A 14,632-nucleotide genomic window follows, 5' to 3' on the forward strand; every position below is an offset into this window, starting at 1 on the left:
CCGGCATACTGCTGTTGTGGCCGAGTACGCAGACGGAAGCAGGAGTGCGCCTTCCCGCTGGGGTTACGGGACGGAGCGGCTGCCGGTGACGCTCGACGAGCTGGCCGGGCCCAAGACCGGATCCGTCGCGCTTCCCCTGGAGCTCGCGTGGTCCGGGCTGCGGGTCTTCGATCTCGGTGACGTGAAGCTGCTGCTGGGCCTGTACCGGATCGTCCTGAACAACGGATCGACGGACGATTTCGTGCGCTACCTCGATCAAGGGCACCTTGTCCGCCACTGGTCGATCCTGCGCAAGATGCTGGGGCGTGGCGTGCGCGATACGTGGGAGGAAGCCTTTCCCGAGCTCCGCCGCTCCGGCTCGGTATGAAGCTGCCCCCGCTGCATCGCCGACTGCTGGCGGACGCCTTGGATGCCGGTGCGGATTACGAGCTCGCCCTCGCCGGCGGCTATGCCGTACAGGCTCATGGCCTGGTCGCTCGTCCCAGTCAGGATCTGGACTTCGCTACTCGGCACCTTGCGTCGATGACCGACATCGTCCCGCGCCTTGCGGATGGCCTGCGGGGGAAGGGCTGGGCGGTCGCGGTTGTCGATGTCAGGCCGCTCAAGGCACGGCTCCTCGTCACGGATCCGGAGAGCCGGGAGGCTTGTGAAGTAGACCTTCTCAAAGAGGCCTTGGCTCGTCAGCCGGTACTCATGGACGTCGGCCCCGTGGTCGATCTCGAGGACCTGGTGGTCATGAAGGTACGCGCCCTCGGCGATCGCGGTCTTCCGCGTGACGTGATCGACGTCCACGCGGCCTGCCGGTACTACTCCGTGATCGAGCTGGAGGCGCTGGGCGCGCGGGACGAGGGCGACTTCGACCTCGTCGAGCTGCGCGACCGGCTGGAGAGCGTCGTATGGGTGAGTGACGAGGAGTTCGCGGCCTATGGGCTCAGCCTCGATGACATCGCTGAGCTGCGACGATGGGCCCTGGAGTGGGAGTCCGACCTCGGGCTGCGGATCCTCGAGGACTACGACGATCCGGAGGACGACCCCGAGGACGCCGACGGCTGAAGCGGTGGCCGGTCCTCACACCACGGCCTTCCGACGCGCGGAGCTCTTCGTAACACAAAGCCCCCACGACCTCTCATCCCGCCCCCCGCCGGGGTGAGAGCAAAGTTCCCTTCCGGTCACCCGGTGCCACAGGCAGGAAACGCGTCCTCCCTACCTTCGGGACTTATCACCGCTCAGCACCCCCGAAAAGCACCACCGAGCCCCGTCGCACCGTGGAGGCGTCATGACAGCCCCTAGTACAGCCCCCGCACCCCCGAGCAGGGGCAGCCGCTGGATCCAGCAGTGGGATCCCGAGGACGAGACCTTCTGGAAGGAGACCGGCGAGAAGGTCGCCAAGCGGAACCTGCTCTTCTCCGTTCTCTCCGAGCACATCGGGTTCTCGATCTGGACCCTGTGGTCGGTGCTCGTGCTCTTCATGGGCCCGGAGTACGGCCTCACCCCGGCCGACAAGTTCATGCTGACCTCCATGGTCACCCTGGTCGGAGCCGTCGTCCGGGTGCCCTACACCTTCGCCGTGGCGATCTTCGGCGGGCGGAACTGGACGATCATCTCGGCCAGCCTGCTCCTCATCCCGAGCATCGCCGCGTTCGCCGTGATGAAGCCGGGGACCTCGTTCAACACCTTCCTGGTGGTCGGTCTGCTGGCCGGTATCGGCGGCGGCAACTTCGCCTCCTCCATGACTAACATCAACGCCTTCTTCCCGCTGAAGAAGAAGGGTTGGGCGCTCGGTCTGAACGCCGGCGGCGGAAACATCGGTGTGGCCGCGATCCAGCTGGTGGCCCTGGCCGTCATCGGCGCCAACGCAGGCCCGCGCGTGCTGCTCGGGATCTACATCCCGCTCATCGCTGTAGCCGCAGTCCTCGCCGCCCTCTTCATGGACAACATCGCGTCCGTGAAGAACGACACCGGTGCTGCCAAGGACGCCGCGCGGGACGGCCACACCTGGATCATGTCCTTCCTCTACATCGGCACGTTCGGCTCGTTCATCGGCTACAGCTTCGCCTTCGGGCAGGTGCTGACGAACCAGTTCGGCCGTACGCCGCTGCAGGCCACGTACCTCACCTTCATCGGACCGCTGCTCGGCTCCCTGATCCGGCCCGTGGGCGGCTGGCTCGCCGACAAGTACGGCGGCGCGAAGATCACCCTCTGGAACTACGTCGCCATGGGTGCCGCCACCGCCGTCCTGGTCGTCGCCAGCATGCAGAAGTCGCTGCCCCTGTTCGTCGTCGCCTTCGTCGTGCTGTTCTCGCTCACCGGCATCGGCAACGGATCGACGTTCAAGATGATCCCCGGCATCTTCCAGACGAAGGCCGTCGCCAAGGGGCTCGAAGGGGAGGAGGCCGTACTGTACGGCCGTCGCCTCTCCGGCGCCTCCATGGGGCTCATCGGCGCGGCGGGAGCACTCGGCGGCGTCGGCATCAACCTCGCCTTCCGTCAGTCCTTCCTCTCCTACGGCTCCGGTACCGGAGCGTTCGTCGCCTTCCTGGTCTACTACGCCGTCTGCTTCGCGGTCACCTGGGCCGTATACCTTCGCCGCACGGCCGCCCAGGGCCAGGCTGCGACCGCCTCTGAGGCGAAGCCGCAGCTCAGCTACGCCGAGGTGTGACGTAACACTGGCGACATAAAGCGGAACCGAGCCTGTCACGAGCCGTTGACAGGCTCGGTCGGCATGTAGGTCAGACGACAGACTGCGGGACGACAGCGATGTACGACGAACAGCAGGCAGCAGAGCAACACGGCCCCCTCGCGGGGTTCACCGTGGGAGTCACGGCCGCGCGCCGAGCAGACGAACTCGGTGCGCTGCTCCAGCGCCGTGGGGCCGCCGTACTGCACGCGCCGGCCCTGCGGATCGTGCCTCTCTCCGACGACAGTGAACTGCTGGCGGCGACGAAGGATCTGATCGACCAGGCGCCCGATGTCGTGATCGCCACGACCGCCATCGGTTTCCGGGGGTGGGTCGAGGCCGCCGACGGATGGGGGCTCGGTGAGGCGCTCCTCGACCGGCTGCGCGAGGTGGAACTGCTCGCGCGCGGGCCGAAGGTCAAGGGGTCCATCCGGGCCGCCGGGCTGACGGAGGACTGGTCGCCGTCGTCCGAGTCCATGGCCGAGGTACTGGACCGGCTGCTGGAGGAGGGTGTCGAGGGACGCCGGGTCGCCATTCAGCTGCACGGGGAGCCGTTGCCCGGGTTCGTGGAGGCTTTGCGGGCCGCGGGCGCGGAGGTCGTGGGGGTGCCGGTGTACCGGTGGATGCCTCCGGAGGACATCGGGCCGATGGACCGGCTGCTGGACGCGGCCGTCTCGCGGGGGCTGGACGCGGTGACCTTCACGAGCGCGCCCGCCGCGGCTTCCCTTCTCTCCCGGGCCGAGGACCGGAGTCTGCTTCCGGAGCTGCTCGCCGCTCTCCACCACGATGTGCTGCCGGCGTGTGTCGGGCCGGTGACCGCGTTGCCGTTGCAGGCGCGGGGGGTGGACACGGTGTCGCCCGAGCGCTTCCGGCTCGGGCCGCTCGTGCAGTTGCTGTGCCAGGAGCTTCCCGGGCGGGCCCGGTCGTTGCCCATCGCCGGCCACCGGGTGGAGATCCGGGGGCACGCGGTGCTGGTCGACGGGGTGCTGCGGCCGGTGCCGCCGGCGGGGATGTCCCTGCTGCGGGCGCTGTCCCGGCGGCCCGGCTGGGTGGTCTCGCGCGCGGAGCTGCTGCGGGCGCTGCCGGGTGCCGGGCGGGACGAGCACGCGGTGGAGACGGCGATGGCCCGTCTCCGTACGGCCCTGGGGGCGCCGAAGCTGATCCAGACGGTGGTGAAGCGGGGATACCGGCTGGCACTGGACCCGGCCGCCGACACCAAGTACGCGGACGTCTAGCCGGCGCCTCGGCCGGCACCGTTCGCCCGGTCACGGCGTCCGGCACGGCCTCTCGTCGCACCGGCCGAAAGCCCCGGTTCATCCGGTACGAGGACTTCCCGCCGGCACTCCCGGGCTTCGGCCGGGGCCCCCGGAGCACGCGCCGGACGCCGCTCCTCAGCGGGCAGACGTTGCCTGCCGAGGCACTGGTCGACCCTCGCGGCACGGCTGCCCGTGGCCTTCACCAGAAGGCCCAGCGCCACCGTCAGCAGCACCGCCCGCACCACGTTCCAGGCCACCCAGGGATCTTCGAACTCCTCGCGCAGCGCGCCGGGGTCGCCGCCCCGCGCGAGGTCGTCGTTGAGGGGGACGTTGAAGACGACGGTGACCAGGAACGCCAGGGCGGAGGCCGCCAGGGCCGCCCACACCCACCACCGGTGGCGGCTGCCCCGGGCCTGCCAGGCCGCCGCCGCCGTGAGGGCCGGTGCGCCCAGGAAGCTCAGGAAGAACACCGGGTTCTGGATGACCTCGTTGATGTCGCGCATCACGCTGACGTAGACCCGGTCGTCGCTGCGCGCCAGGCCCGGCATGACGGCGCACGCGAAGACGTAGAAGGCCCCGGCGATCAGGCCCGTGGCGACCGTGGCCGCGCCCAGGACGAATCGGCCGCTCCTGCTGCTCTGTGTCATGTCTCCAGTCAAGGACCCCGCCCGGCGCGCCGACATGGCCGAGACGCGCCGCCGCATACGTGCGCGTCCAGGCACCGCTCCCGGTACGAGGGGTTACGGCGGCGAGAGCGGGAGGGCACTGTAAGAGGGAGCCCCGGAACAGCCGCGAAGCACCTCACCGACCCCTTACGACCGGGGCACCCTAGGCGGTGACAGGCACATGGCACTGGGTATGGCCACGGTCGCGTACGAGCTGCGGTTCGACGCCGGACGGATCAGCCTCGACCTCCTCGCGACCACCCACCCCGAGGAACGCCTCGACTCGACGGAGGTGCTGTGCGCCTGGATCGTCGGTTCGGGGCTGGTGCCGGACGGGACCGACCTGACGCACGCGGACCCCTCCTGGCTCGTCGGCTTCCGGGAACTGCGCGGCCGGATCGGGCAGTTGGTGCGAGGTGCGCCCGGACCCGGCTACGACCTCGCGCTCGCCCACGTCAACGACGTCGCCCGTGCCGCACCTCCGGCCCCGCGCGCGGTGCGGGACGAGGACGGCGCGCTGGTGCGTGAGTTGGACGGTCCGCCCGGCTGTGCGGCACTGCTCGGGGCCATCGCCAGGGACGCCGTAGGGCTGCTGACGGACCCGGTCGCACGGGCGGCGATCAGAGAGTGCGAAGGGGACAACTGCCCCATCGTCTATCTGGATACATCACGGGGACGAAGGAGGCGCTGGTGCTCCAGTGAGGTCTGTGGGAACCGCGAAAGAGTGGCCCGGCATCGGAGGCGGGCCGCTCTCTCGCGCAGCTGACTGTTCGTTATGTCCCTTCTGTGGAGGGTCAGTCGACGTGATTTCGATTACATTTCGTTTACTCACTCAACCTCACGGGCCGTAGTCGTGATCTTGCCTGTGTGGTGGAAATGTAAAGATCGCGCGGCGGGAATGTGCGCGCATGTCCTGTCTCGTCACGTCACTCAGAAGAAAACTGTCGTCGCACTTTGAACACCCAACCCCTCCCGTCCGTACCCGTAGTCGAGCGACCGACTGGGGGAACCCCCGGACATCGGAGGTGGGCGTGCGCAAGGATTCCGTCGTGGCCAATGAACGTGGATCGAGGGCCCGACATCGCATGTCCCAGCCCTCGGAACCTGATGAGGAGCTGATGCGTGCCCTGTACAGGGAGCACGCCGGGCCTCTCCTTGCGTATGTCCTTCGGTTGGTTGCGGGAGACCGCCAGAGAGCCGAGGACGTGGTGCAGGAGACGCTCATCCGTGCCTGGAAGAACGCCGGACAGCTCAATCGAGCGACCGGATCGGTACGCCCCTGGCTGGTGACGGTCGCCCGGCGCATCGTCATCGACGGCCACCGCAGTCGGCAGGCCCGGCCGCAGGAGGTCGATCCGTCGCCGCTGGAGGTCATCCCCGCGGAGGACGAGATCGACAAGGCGCTGTGGTTGATGACGCTGTCGGATGCGTTGGACGACCTGACCCCCGCCCACCGGGAGGTACTCGTCGAGACGTATTTCAAGGGGCGTACCGTCAACGAGGCGGCCGAGACCCTGGGCATTCCCAGCGGAACCGTCCGCTCTCGGGTGTTCTACGCCCTGCGGTCGATGAAGCTCGCACTGGAGGAGCGGGGGGTGACGGCGTGATGAGTGTGTACGGGGGTAACCAGGGATTCGGCACAGGTGGTTCGGGTATGTCAGGTTCCATGATGGGATCTCCGGTGCCGAACGAGCACGAGACCGTCGGCGCCTACGCCCTCGGGATCCTCGACGACGCCGAGGCAACCGCTTTCGAGGCCCACCTCGCCACCTGCGAATGGTGCGCCCAGCAGCTCGACGAGCTCGCCGGCATGGAGCCGATGCTCGCCGCCCTCGCGGACCTGCCGGGCTCCGGCACCCCCGCGATCGGTGAGTCGCTCTCCGCCAAGCCCAGCCCGCGGATCGTGAACAAACTGGTGGACGAGGTCGCGGAACGCCGTGCGCAGAAGCGGCGCCGCAGCTTCTACATGGTCGCGGCCGCGGCCGCGCTGATCATCGGCGGTCCGTTCGCCGCGATGGCGGCGGGCGGCGGCGACTCGGGCGGCGGGGCCAAGCAGAACCAGGTCCTCGCGGCCACCCCGAAGGAACTCTTCGATTCCATGAGCGACAAGGTGTCCGCGACCGACTCCTCCACCGGGGTCAGCGCCACCGTCGCCATGCAGGAGAAGAACTGGGGCACCTCGCTCGGTCTGGAGCTCAAGGGTGTCAAGGGAGAGATCAAGTGCTCCCTGATCGCCGTCACCGACAACGGTGAGCGCTGGACGGCCTCCACCTGGTCCGTCGGCAAGTGGGGCTACGGCATCCCGAACGGCAAGACCCCGGAGTCCAAGAAGCCTCTCTACATCGGCGGCGCGGTCGCACCGGCTCAGAACGCGATCGACCACTTCGAGGTCGTCACCTCCGACGGCAAGAAGCTCGTCCAGGTCGACGCGTAACTTCCCGCCGGGGCCCCCTTCGCGTACGGTTGACGGCTGCCCAGCACGTCAGAAGGGGGCCCGGTGGCCGCTCAGGCTCAACAATCCGCGGTCGGCTCGGTTCAGGACTCGATTCGGGACCACGAGATCGGCGTCGAACAGGAACATCTGGACCGGGTCTACCGGCGCCTGGAGGAGAAGATCCACGAGGCGGAGTTCCTGATGAACGACGCGGCCAAGCGCGGCCAGGTCGGCACACCGGGCGCTCTCGCCGAGCGGGACGCCCAGGTTTTCCGGGCCGGCGTGCACCTCAACCGGCTCAACAACGAGTTCGAGGACTTCCTCTTCGGCCGGATCGACCTGCTCCTCGGCAGGGACGGCAAGAAGGGGCCCGACGGTGCCTACACCGCCGTGGAGCCCGCCGAAGGCGCTGTCCGGGAGGACGACACCGCGGACATCGCGGAGACCCTGCACATCGGCCGGATCGGAGTCCTGGACTCCGAGTACGCGCCGCTGGTCATCGACTGGCGGGCGCCGGCCGCCGCCCCCTTCTACAGGTCCACTCCAGTGGATCCCGGGCGTGTCGTACGACGCCGGGTGATCCGCTCCAAGGGCCGCAAGGTCCTCGGTGTCGAGGACGACCTGATGCGCCCCGAGCTCAAGGCCTTCCTCGACGGCCACGAGCTGCCCGTCATCGGCGACGGCGCCCTGATGGCCGCGCTGGGACAGGCCCGCAGCCACACCATGCGGGACATCGTCGCCTCCATCCAGGCCGAGCAGGACCTGGTCATCCGTGCCCCCGCCGCGTCCGTGACCTACGTCGAGGGCGGCCCCGGCACCGGCAAGACCGCCGTGGCCCTGCACCGGGCCGCGTATCTGCTCTACCAGGACCGGCGCCGCTACGCGGGCGGCATCCTCATCGTCTCGCCCACCCCGCTGCTCGTGGCGTACACCGAGGGCGTCCTGCCGTCCCTCGGCGAGGAGGGCCAGGTCGCCATCCGCGCGATCGGCTCCCTGGTCGACGGCGTCGAGGCAACCCTGTACGACTCCCCGGCCGTGGCCCGCGCCAAGGGGTCGTACCGGATGCTGAAGGTGCTGCGGAAGGCGGCGCGGGGGGCGCTGGAGCTGGGGAGCGGCAGCGAGGGGAGTGGTTCCGGGCAGCTCGCCTTCGGCGAGGAGGACACCTCCACCGCATCGTCCTCCGCACCCCCCAACCGCCTCCGCGTCGTCGCCTTCGGGCGCCGGCTCGAACTGGAGGGGGACGAGCTGGAAAACGTCCGCCGGAACGCCCTCAGCGGCACGGCGCCCGTCAACCTGCTGCGACCCCGGGCCCGCAAGCTGCTCCTGGACGCCCTGTGGGCGCGGTCCGGGGCGGGCACCCGGCACACCGATCCCGAACTGGCGGCCGAGCTGCGGTCGTCGTTCGACGAGGACATCACCTCCGAGGACGGCTTCATCGAGTTCCTCGACGCCTGGTGGCCGGAACTCACCCCGAAGGCCGTCCTCGCCGCCATGGCCGACGAGCGGCGCCTCGGCCGCTGGGCCCGCCGCATCCTCAACCCCGGCGAGGTCCGCAGGGTCGCCCGCTCCCTCAGACGCGACGGCCTCTCCGTGCACGACATCGCCATGCTCGACGAGCTCCAGGCCGTCCTCGGCACCCCGGCCCGCCCGAAGAAGAGGCGCGAACTGGACCCGCTCGACCACCTCACCGGCCTGGAGGAGCTGATGCCGGTCCGCGAGGAGTCGCAGCGCGAGCGGGCCGAGCGGCTCGCCCAGGAACGCGTCGAGTACGCCCACGTCATCGTCGACGAGGCCCAGGACCTCACGCCGATGCAGTGGCGCATGGTCGGCCGCCGCGGCCGGCACGCCACCTGGACGGTCGTGGGAGACCCGGCGCAGTCCTCCTGGTCCGACCCCGACGAGGCCGCCGAGGCCCGCGACGAGGCCCTCGGCACGCGTCCTCGCCGCCGCTTCCAGCTCACCGTGAACTACCGCAACCCCTCCGAGATCGCCGACCTCGCGGCCAAGGTGCTGGCCCTCGCCATGCCCGGCTCGACCGCCCCTTCGGCCGTACGGTCCACCGGCGTACAACCGCGTTTCGTGACAACGAACAACGGACGCGGCGCGCTCGCACGGAAGTCGCTGGGAGAGACCGCCCGAGAGGAGGCGGCCCGCCTCCTCGACCTCGTCGACGGGACGGTGGGCGTCGTCGTCGCCATGAACCGCCGGGAGGAAGCCGCCCGCTGGCTCACCGGTCTCGGCGACCGGGTGGTGGCGCTCGGCAGCCTGGAGGCCAAGGGCCTGGAGTACGACGCGACGGTCGTCGTCTCCCCGGCCGAGATCGCCGACGAGTCGCCGGCCGGACTGCGGGTGCTCTACGTCGCCCTCACCCGGGCCACCCAGCAGCTGACGGTCGTCTCGGCGGAGCGCGACCAGCCGGACCGGGACGGAGTGCCCGATCTGCTGAGAGATTGAACTCTCGGTACGGGAATGGTCTTTCGGGATCCGTTTGTTAGCCTGGACGTGACACCGGCCCGATCCAAGCCCCCGGGCCCAACCTTCGTCGCTACGAGCGACCACTTGCCGCGAGGCGAGCATGGCGGGTCGGTGTCATTGACCTGAGAGAGGCCCACGTCCATGTGACGTGGGCCTCTCTCGTCATGAACAAAAAGTCCGCAATCCAGTGTGGCTAACGCCTACTCATCAGTAGGTGCGACCATCGGACGGCATCAGCGTCACAGGTGAAAGCAGAGGAAGTCGGCCATGGCAACGGCGCCCAGCGTCTCCTACTCGATTACGGTCCGGCTGGAGGTGCCCGCAGGTGGTACCGCGGTCTCCCAGATCACCACGGCCGTAGAGTCCCACGGAGGCTCGGTGACCGGCCTCGACGTGACCGCCTCAGGCCACGAGAAGCTCCGGATGGACGTCACCATCGCCGCGAGCTCCACGGCCCACGCCGACGAGATCGTCCAGCAGCTGCGCGGCATCGAGGGCGTCACACTCGGCAAGGTCTCCGACCGTACGTTCCTGATGCACCTCGGCGGCAAGATCGAGATGCAGTCCAAGCACCCCATCCGCAACCGTGACGATCTCTCGATGATCTACACGCCGGGTGTGGCGCGTGTCTGCATGGCGATCGCCGAGAACCCCGAGGACGCCCGACGCCTCACCATCAAGCGCAACTCCGTTGCGGTCGTGACGGACGGCTCGGCCGTGCTGGGTCTGGGCAACATCGGCCCCAAGGCCGCCCTCCCGGTCATGGAGGGCAAGGCGGCCCTCTTCAAGCGGTTCGCCGGCATCGACGCCTGGCCGCTGTGCCTCGACACCCAGGACACCGACGCGATCGTCGAGATCGTCAAGGCGATCGCCCCCGGGTTCGCCGGCATCAACCTCGAGGACATCTCCGCGCCGCGCTGCTTCGAGATCGAGGCCCGGCTGCGCGAGGCCCTCGACATCCCCGTCTTCCACGACGACCAGCACGGCACCGCGATCGTCGTCCTCGCCGCCCTGACGAACGCACTTCGCGTCACCGGCAAGGCAATTGAGAACATCCGGGTCGTCATGTCCGGTGCCGGCGCGGCCGGTACGGCCATCCTCAAGCTGCTGATCGCGGCGGGCGTGAAGAACGCCGTCGTCGCCGACATCCACGGCGTCGTGCACGCCGGCCGTGAGGACCTCGTCGACGCCGCTCCGGGCTCGGCGCTGCGCTGGATCGCCGACAACACCAATCCCGAGGGCCTCACCGGGACGTTGAAGGAGGCCGTGCGCGGCGCGGACGTCTTCATCGGCGTCTCCGCCCCGAACGTCCTGGACGGCGCCGATGTCGCCGCCATGGCCGAGGGTGCGATTGTGTTCGCGCTCGCGAACCCCGACCCCGAGGTCGACCCGGCGGTCGCCCGTCAGACGGCGGCCGTCGTGGCCACCGGCCGCTCCGACTTCCCGAACCAGATCAACAACGTGCTGGTCTTCCCGGGTGTCTTCCGCGGTCTGCTGGACGCCCAGTCCCGCACGGTCAACACGGAGATGATGCTCGCGGCCGCGAAGGCCCTCGCGGACGTCGTCACCGAGGACGAGCTGAACCCGAACTACATCATCCCGAGCGTCTTCAACGACAAGGTCGCGGGCGCGGTCGCGGGTGCGGTGCGGGACGCGGCGAAGGCCGCCGGGGCGACGGCGTAGGGCCTGCGTCTACAGTGAGCGTCGGCTGTTCGGCTGTGAGGATTGCCACGGCGGTCCTCCGGCCCGGCGCGTCGCGGAACCGGGCGCTTCACGGCACCCTCTAGGGTGGCGCCACGCCCAGGCCTCTGTTCGTGTGACCCCCTAGGGTGTTCATACGAGTCCTACGGGTGCCGGATTGGCTTTCCCGCAGCAGGTAGGGGCAGGATGCGTCCCTGGGCGCGAGCGCATCGGCTTCGCTGTGCCTCGTGTGCGGCCCCGCCGCGTGGCACACCCCAACGGCAAGAAGAACACGGGAGTAACAACATGAACCGCAGTGAGCTGGTGGCCGCGCTGGCCGACCGCGCCGAGGTGACCCGCAAGGACGCCGACGCCGTTCTGGCCGCGTTCGCCGAGACCGTCGGCGAGATCGTCGCCAAGGGTGACGAGAAGGTCACCATCCCCGGCTTCCTGACCTTCGAGCGCACCCACCGTGCCGCTCGTACCGCGCGCAACCCGCAGACCGGTGACCCCATCCAGATCCCGGCCGGCTACAGCGTCAAGGTTTCGGCGGGCTCCAAGCTCAAGGAAGCCGCCAAGGGCAAGTAGGTCCGACGGTGCGTCTCGGGACGACGTACACGTCTCAGTAACGCCAATGGGGCGGCCACCCGGAACCGGGTGGCCGCCCCATTGGCGTAACAGAAGAGGGATCAGCCGAGCGCCTTGCCCGGCAGCTCCACCTTCGCGCCCAGTTCCACGAGCTTCTCCATGAAGTTCTCGTAGCCGCGGTTGATGAGGTCGATGCCGTGGACCCGGGACGTGCCCTGGGCCGCCAGCGCCGCGATCAGGTACGAGAAGCCGCCGCGGAGGTCGGGGATGACCAGATCGGCGCCCTGGAGCCTGGTGGGGCCGGAGACGACCGCCGAGTGCAGGAAGTTGCGCTGACCGAAGCGGCAGTTCGAGCCGCCCAGGCACTCGCGGTACAGCTGGATGTGAGCACCCATCTGGTTCAGCGCGGAGGTGAAGCCCAGGCGGGACTCGTAGACCGTCTCGTGGATGATCGACAGGCCCGTGGCCTGGGTGAGCGCGACCACCAGAGGCTGCTGCCAGTCCGTCTGGAAGCCCGGGTGCACATCGGTCTCGAGCGCGATGGACTTCAACTGGCCGCCGGGGTGCCAGAAGCGGATGCCCTCGTCGTCGATCTCGAAGGCACCGCCCACCTTCCGGTAGGTGTTCAGGAACGTCATCATCGAGCGCTGCTGGGCGCCCTTGACGTAGATGTTGCCCTCGGTCGCCAGCGCGGCGGACGCCCAGGAGGCGGCCTCCAGGCGGTCCGGCAGAGCGCGGTGGTTGTAGCCGCCGAGCCGGTCCACACCCGTGACGCGGATGGTCCGGTCGGTGTCCATCGCGATGATGGCGCCCATCTTCTGCAGGACGCAGATCAGGTCCTCGATCTCCGGTTCCACCGCGGCGTTCGAGAGCTCGGTGACACCTTCGGCGAGGACGGCCGTCAGCAGGACCTGCTCGGTCGCGCCGACGGACGGGTACGGCAGCTGGATCTTCGTACCCCGAAGCCGCCGCGGCGCCTCCAGGAACTGCCCGTCCGCGCGCTTCTCGATCGTCGCGCCGAACTGCCGCAGCACCTCGAAGTGGAAGTCGATGGGCCGGCCGCCGATGTCGCAGCCGCCGAGGCCGGGGATGAAGGCGTGGCCGAGGCGGTGCAGCAGTGGACCGCACAGCAGGATCGGGATGCGGCTGGAACCGGCGTGGGCATCGATGTCAGCGACGTTCGCGCTCTCGACGTGCGTCGGGTCCATCACCAGCTCGCCCGGTTCCTCACCCGGACGGACCGTCACCCCGTGCAGTTGCAGCAGTCCGCGTACGACCCGCACGTCACGGATGTCCGGAACGTTGCGCAGTCGACTCGGCTCGCTGCCCAGCAGGGCGGCGACCATGGCCTTCGGTACGAGGTTCTTCGCACCGCGGACCCGGATCTCGCCCTCCAGCGGGGTGCCGCCGTGGACAATCAGTACGTCGTCAGAGCCGTTGACGGTCATGTATCTCGCGTTCCGATGAGTCGGGCAGGGGGCAGAAGGGAAAGGGTAATCGCCGCCCACCCCCCTTCTGTAAGCCCAAGTGCCGCCCAGACACGTCATAGCTGTGTCACAACACGAACGGTTCCCTGTCGGGCACATGCGGTCACGGGCTCACGTTGTGCGCGTGGGGCGCATCGGTGCGCTCTGAGCTGCATCCACTGCCGTAGAGGCATTGCCTCCCCACGCGGAGGGAAGATGCGGGATCATGTCTGGCATGACCGAGGTGTCCTCGCTCACAGGGCGGTTGCTCGTGGCAACGCCCGCCCTGGCGGACCCGAACTTCGACCGTGCGGTGGTGCTCCTTCTCGACCACGACGAGGAGGGCTCCCTCGGTGTCGTCCTCAACCGTCCCACCCCGGTGGACGTCGGTGACATCCTGGAGGGCTGGGCCGACCTCGCCGGTGAACCCGGTGTCGTCTTCCAGGGCGGCCCGGTCTCCCTGGACTCGGCCCTGGGGGTCGCCGTCATCCCCGGCGGCGGGGCCATCGACGGTGCCCCGCTGGGCTGGCGCAGAGTGCACGGCGCGATCGGACTGGTCGACCTGGAGGCCCCGCCGGAACTGCTCGCCTCGGCCCTCGGCAGTCTGCGCATCTTCGCCGGTTACGCCGGCTGGGGCCCCGGCCAGCTGGAGGACGAGCTGGTGGAGGGCGCCTGGTACGTCGTCGAGTCGGAACCGGGGGACGTCTCCTCCCCGTCCCCCGAGAGACTCTGGCGCGAGGTCCTGCGCCGCCAGCGCAGCGAGCTGGCGATGGTGGCCACGTACGCGGACGACCCTTCGCTCAACTGATCGCGCATGGTGGATCACTCGTGCGAGTGCCCGGAGCGGGGCTCGCGCGGGCATCGCGGCCGGGAGGGAGACCGGTCGTATTCCACCTGCACCGGCTGCCGGCGACATTCGCGCCCGCGCCTACGAGTTGTGGCGCCGCGAGGCTCCACCGGCGGCCGCCTCCTCATCGCCCCGCCGACGGGCTGGGGCCGGGCGCGAACGCGGCGTCACCACCCGTGCCGCTCGTTGTACAAGCCAGGGATCCATAGTTCCCGCCGGTTGATTACTCTTGGCCGTATGAGCACTCTCGAGCCCGAGCGCGGGACTGGTACGGGGACCCTCGTAGAGCCGACGCCGCAGGTGTCCCATGGCGACGGCGACCACGAGCGCTTCGCCCATTACGTCCAGAAGGACAAGATCATGGCGAGCGCCCTCGACGGGACCCCCGTCGTGGCGCTGTGCGGCAAGGTGTGGGTGCCCGGCCGCGATCCCAAGAAGTACCCCGTGTGCCCCATGTGCAAGGAGATCTACGAGTCCATGGGCTCCGGGGACGACGACAAGGGCGGCGACAAGTAGGCCCGCTGCCCGGCTGAGCTTCGCGAGG

General features: G+C 69.3%; 13 protein-coding genes and 1 pseudogene. 12 read left to right on the forward strand and 2 right to left on the reverse strand.

The window, feature by feature from the left end:
* The first annotated feature begins 85 nt into the window (after positions 1-85).
* From OG841_RS28145 to OG841_RS28160, 4 genes are all read left to right on the forward strand, one after another.
* A complete protein-coding gene (locus OG841_RS28145) occupies positions 86-367 on the forward strand; it encodes a hypothetical protein (protein ID WP_328638951.1) in 282 nt (93 codons plus the stop codon).
* Positions 364-1,053 carry a nucleotidyl transferase AbiEii/AbiGii toxin family protein gene (locus tag OG841_RS28150; RefSeq protein WP_328638950.1) on the forward strand — a complete coding sequence of 230 codons (690 nt, stop codon included), beginning with the start codon at positions 364-366 and terminating at the stop codon, positions 1,051-1,053. Before OG841_RS28145 ends, OG841_RS28150 begins: the two co-directional genes overlap by 4 nt.
* Before the next feature lie 223 nt (positions 1,054-1,276).
* Complete coding sequence (locus OG841_RS28155; protein ID WP_328638949.1) at positions 1,277-2,659, forward strand: MFS transporter; 1,383 nt, start codon at positions 1,277-1,279, stop codon at positions 2,657-2,659.
* 98 nt (positions 2,660-2,757) lie between these two features.
* Positions 2,758-3,912 (forward strand): uroporphyrinogen-III synthase, encoded by a 1,155-nt coding sequence (locus OG841_RS28160; RefSeq protein ID WP_328638948.1) that lies wholly within the window; start codon positions 2,758-2,760, stop codon positions 3,910-3,912.
* A gap of 203 nt (positions 3,913-4,115) precedes the next feature.
* On the opposite strand, the pseudogene OG841_RS28165 reads toward OG841_RS28160, so the two are convergent.
* Positions 4,116-4,580: pseudogene (locus tag OG841_RS28165) on the reverse strand (anthrone oxygenase family protein); the annotation flags it as partial.
* 199 nt (positions 4,581-4,779) lie between these two features.
* On the opposite strand from OG841_RS28165, the gene OG841_RS28170 reads away from it, so the two are divergent.
* The 6 genes from OG841_RS28170 (at position 4,780) to OG841_RS28195 (ending at position 11,775) form a co-directional block, all read left to right on the forward strand.
* Positions 4,780-5,364, forward strand: coding sequence for a CGNR zinc finger domain-containing protein (locus OG841_RS28170; RefSeq protein WP_328638947.1), 585 nt, complete (start codon positions 4,780-4,782; stop codon positions 5,362-5,364).
* A 319-nt stretch (positions 5,365-5,683) separates the two neighbouring features.
* The gene (locus tag OG841_RS28175) at positions 5,684-6,205 is read left to right on the forward strand and encodes a sigma-70 family RNA polymerase sigma factor (RefSeq protein ID WP_010039908.1); all 522 of its coding nucleotides are present in this window, start codon (positions 5,684-5,686) and stop codon (positions 6,203-6,205) included.
* Positions 6,206-6,264: 59 nt separating this feature from the next.
* Positions 6,265-7,032 (forward strand): anti-sigma factor family protein, encoded by a 768-nt coding sequence (locus OG841_RS28180; RefSeq protein WP_365120046.1) that lies wholly within the window; start codon positions 6,265-6,267, stop codon positions 7,030-7,032.
* Between the two features lie 63 nt (positions 7,033-7,095).
* Positions 7,096-9,486, forward strand: a complete 2,391-nt coding sequence (locus OG841_RS28185; protein WP_371567030.1) for a HelD family protein — start codon at positions 7,096-7,098, stop codon at positions 9,484-9,486.
* 288 nt (positions 9,487-9,774) lie between these two features.
* Positions 9,775-11,190: an NAD-dependent malic enzyme gene (locus OG841_RS28190; protein WP_328638944.1), complete on the forward strand. Its 1,416-nt coding sequence runs from the start codon at positions 9,775-9,777 to the stop codon at positions 11,188-11,190.
* A gap of 303 nt (positions 11,191-11,493) precedes the next feature.
* Positions 11,494-11,775 carry an HU family DNA-binding protein gene (locus tag OG841_RS28195; protein WP_007382399.1) on the forward strand — a complete coding sequence of 94 codons (282 nt, stop codon included), beginning with the start codon at positions 11,494-11,496 and terminating at the stop codon, positions 11,773-11,775.
* A 101-nt stretch (positions 11,776-11,876) separates the two neighbouring features.
* On the opposite strand, the gene murA is transcribed toward OG841_RS28195, so the two are convergent.
* Positions 11,877-13,223 carry a UDP-N-acetylglucosamine 1-carboxyvinyltransferase gene (gene murA, locus OG841_RS28200; RefSeq protein ID WP_328638943.1) on the reverse strand — a complete coding sequence of 449 codons (1,347 nt, stop codon included), beginning with the start codon at positions 13,221-13,223 and terminating at the stop codon, positions 11,877-11,879.
* Positions 13,224-13,476: 253 nt separating this feature from the next.
* Between murA and OG841_RS28205 the strand changes: the two genes are divergently transcribed.
* Both OG841_RS28205 and OG841_RS28210 read left to right on the forward strand, forming a co-directional pair.
* Positions 13,477-14,049, forward strand: a complete 573-nt coding sequence (locus OG841_RS28205) for a YqgE/AlgH family protein (protein ID WP_266564009.1) — start codon at positions 13,477-13,479, stop codon at positions 14,047-14,049.
* A gap of 276 nt (positions 14,050-14,325) precedes the next feature.
* A complete protein-coding gene (locus OG841_RS28210; RefSeq protein ID WP_057610823.1) occupies positions 14,326-14,604 on the forward strand; it encodes a DUF3039 domain-containing protein in 279 nt (92 codons plus the stop codon).
* The last annotated feature ends 28 nt before the right edge of the window (positions 14,605-14,632 follow it).

The organism is Streptomyces canus, assembly GCF_041435015.1.
Taxonomy (GTDB): domain Bacteria; phylum Actinomycetota; class Actinomycetes; order Streptomycetales; family Streptomycetaceae; genus Streptomyces; species Streptomyces canus_G.

Excerpts from the sequence above, each read along its gene's own strand:
- OG841_RS28210 (WP_057610823.1), top strand. The coding sequence starts at position 14,326 with ATGAGCACTCTCGAGCCCGAGCGCGGGACTGGTACGGGGACCCTCGTA.
- OG841_RS28150 (WP_328638950.1), top strand. The coding sequence starts at position 364 with ATGAAGCTGCCCCCGCTGCATCGCCGACTGCTGGCGGACGCCTTGGAT.
- OG841_RS28180 (WP_365120046.1), top strand. The coding sequence starts at position 6,265 with ATGATGGGATCTCCGGTGCCGAACGAGCACGAGACCGTCGGCGCCTAC.
- OG841_RS28160 (WP_328638948.1), top strand. The coding sequence starts at position 2,758 with ATGTACGACGAACAGCAGGCAGCAGAGCAACACGGCCCCCTCGCGGGG.
- OG841_RS28190 (WP_328638944.1), top strand. The coding sequence starts at position 9,775 with ATGGCAACGGCGCCCAGCGTCTCCTACTCGATTACGGTCCGGCTGGAG.
- OG841_RS28170 (WP_328638947.1), top strand. The coding sequence starts at position 4,780 with ATGGCACTGGGTATGGCCACGGTCGCGTACGAGCTGCGGTTCGACGCC.
- OG841_RS28195 (WP_007382399.1), top strand. The coding sequence starts at position 11,494 with ATGAACCGCAGTGAGCTGGTGGCCGCGCTGGCCGACCGCGCCGAGGTG.
- murA (WP_328638943.1), bottom strand. The coding sequence starts at position 13,223 with ATGACCGTCAACGGCTCTGACGACGTACTGATTGTCCACGGCGGCACC.
- OG841_RS28175 (WP_010039908.1), top strand. The coding sequence starts at position 5,684 with ATGTCCCAGCCCTCGGAACCTGATGAGGAGCTGATGCGTGCCCTGTAC.
- OG841_RS28205 (WP_266564009.1), top strand. The coding sequence starts at position 13,477 with ATGACCGAGGTGTCCTCGCTCACAGGGCGGTTGCTCGTGGCAACGCCC.
- OG841_RS28155 (WP_328638949.1), top strand. The coding sequence starts at position 1,277 with ATGACAGCCCCTAGTACAGCCCCCGCACCCCCGAGCAGGGGCAGCCGC.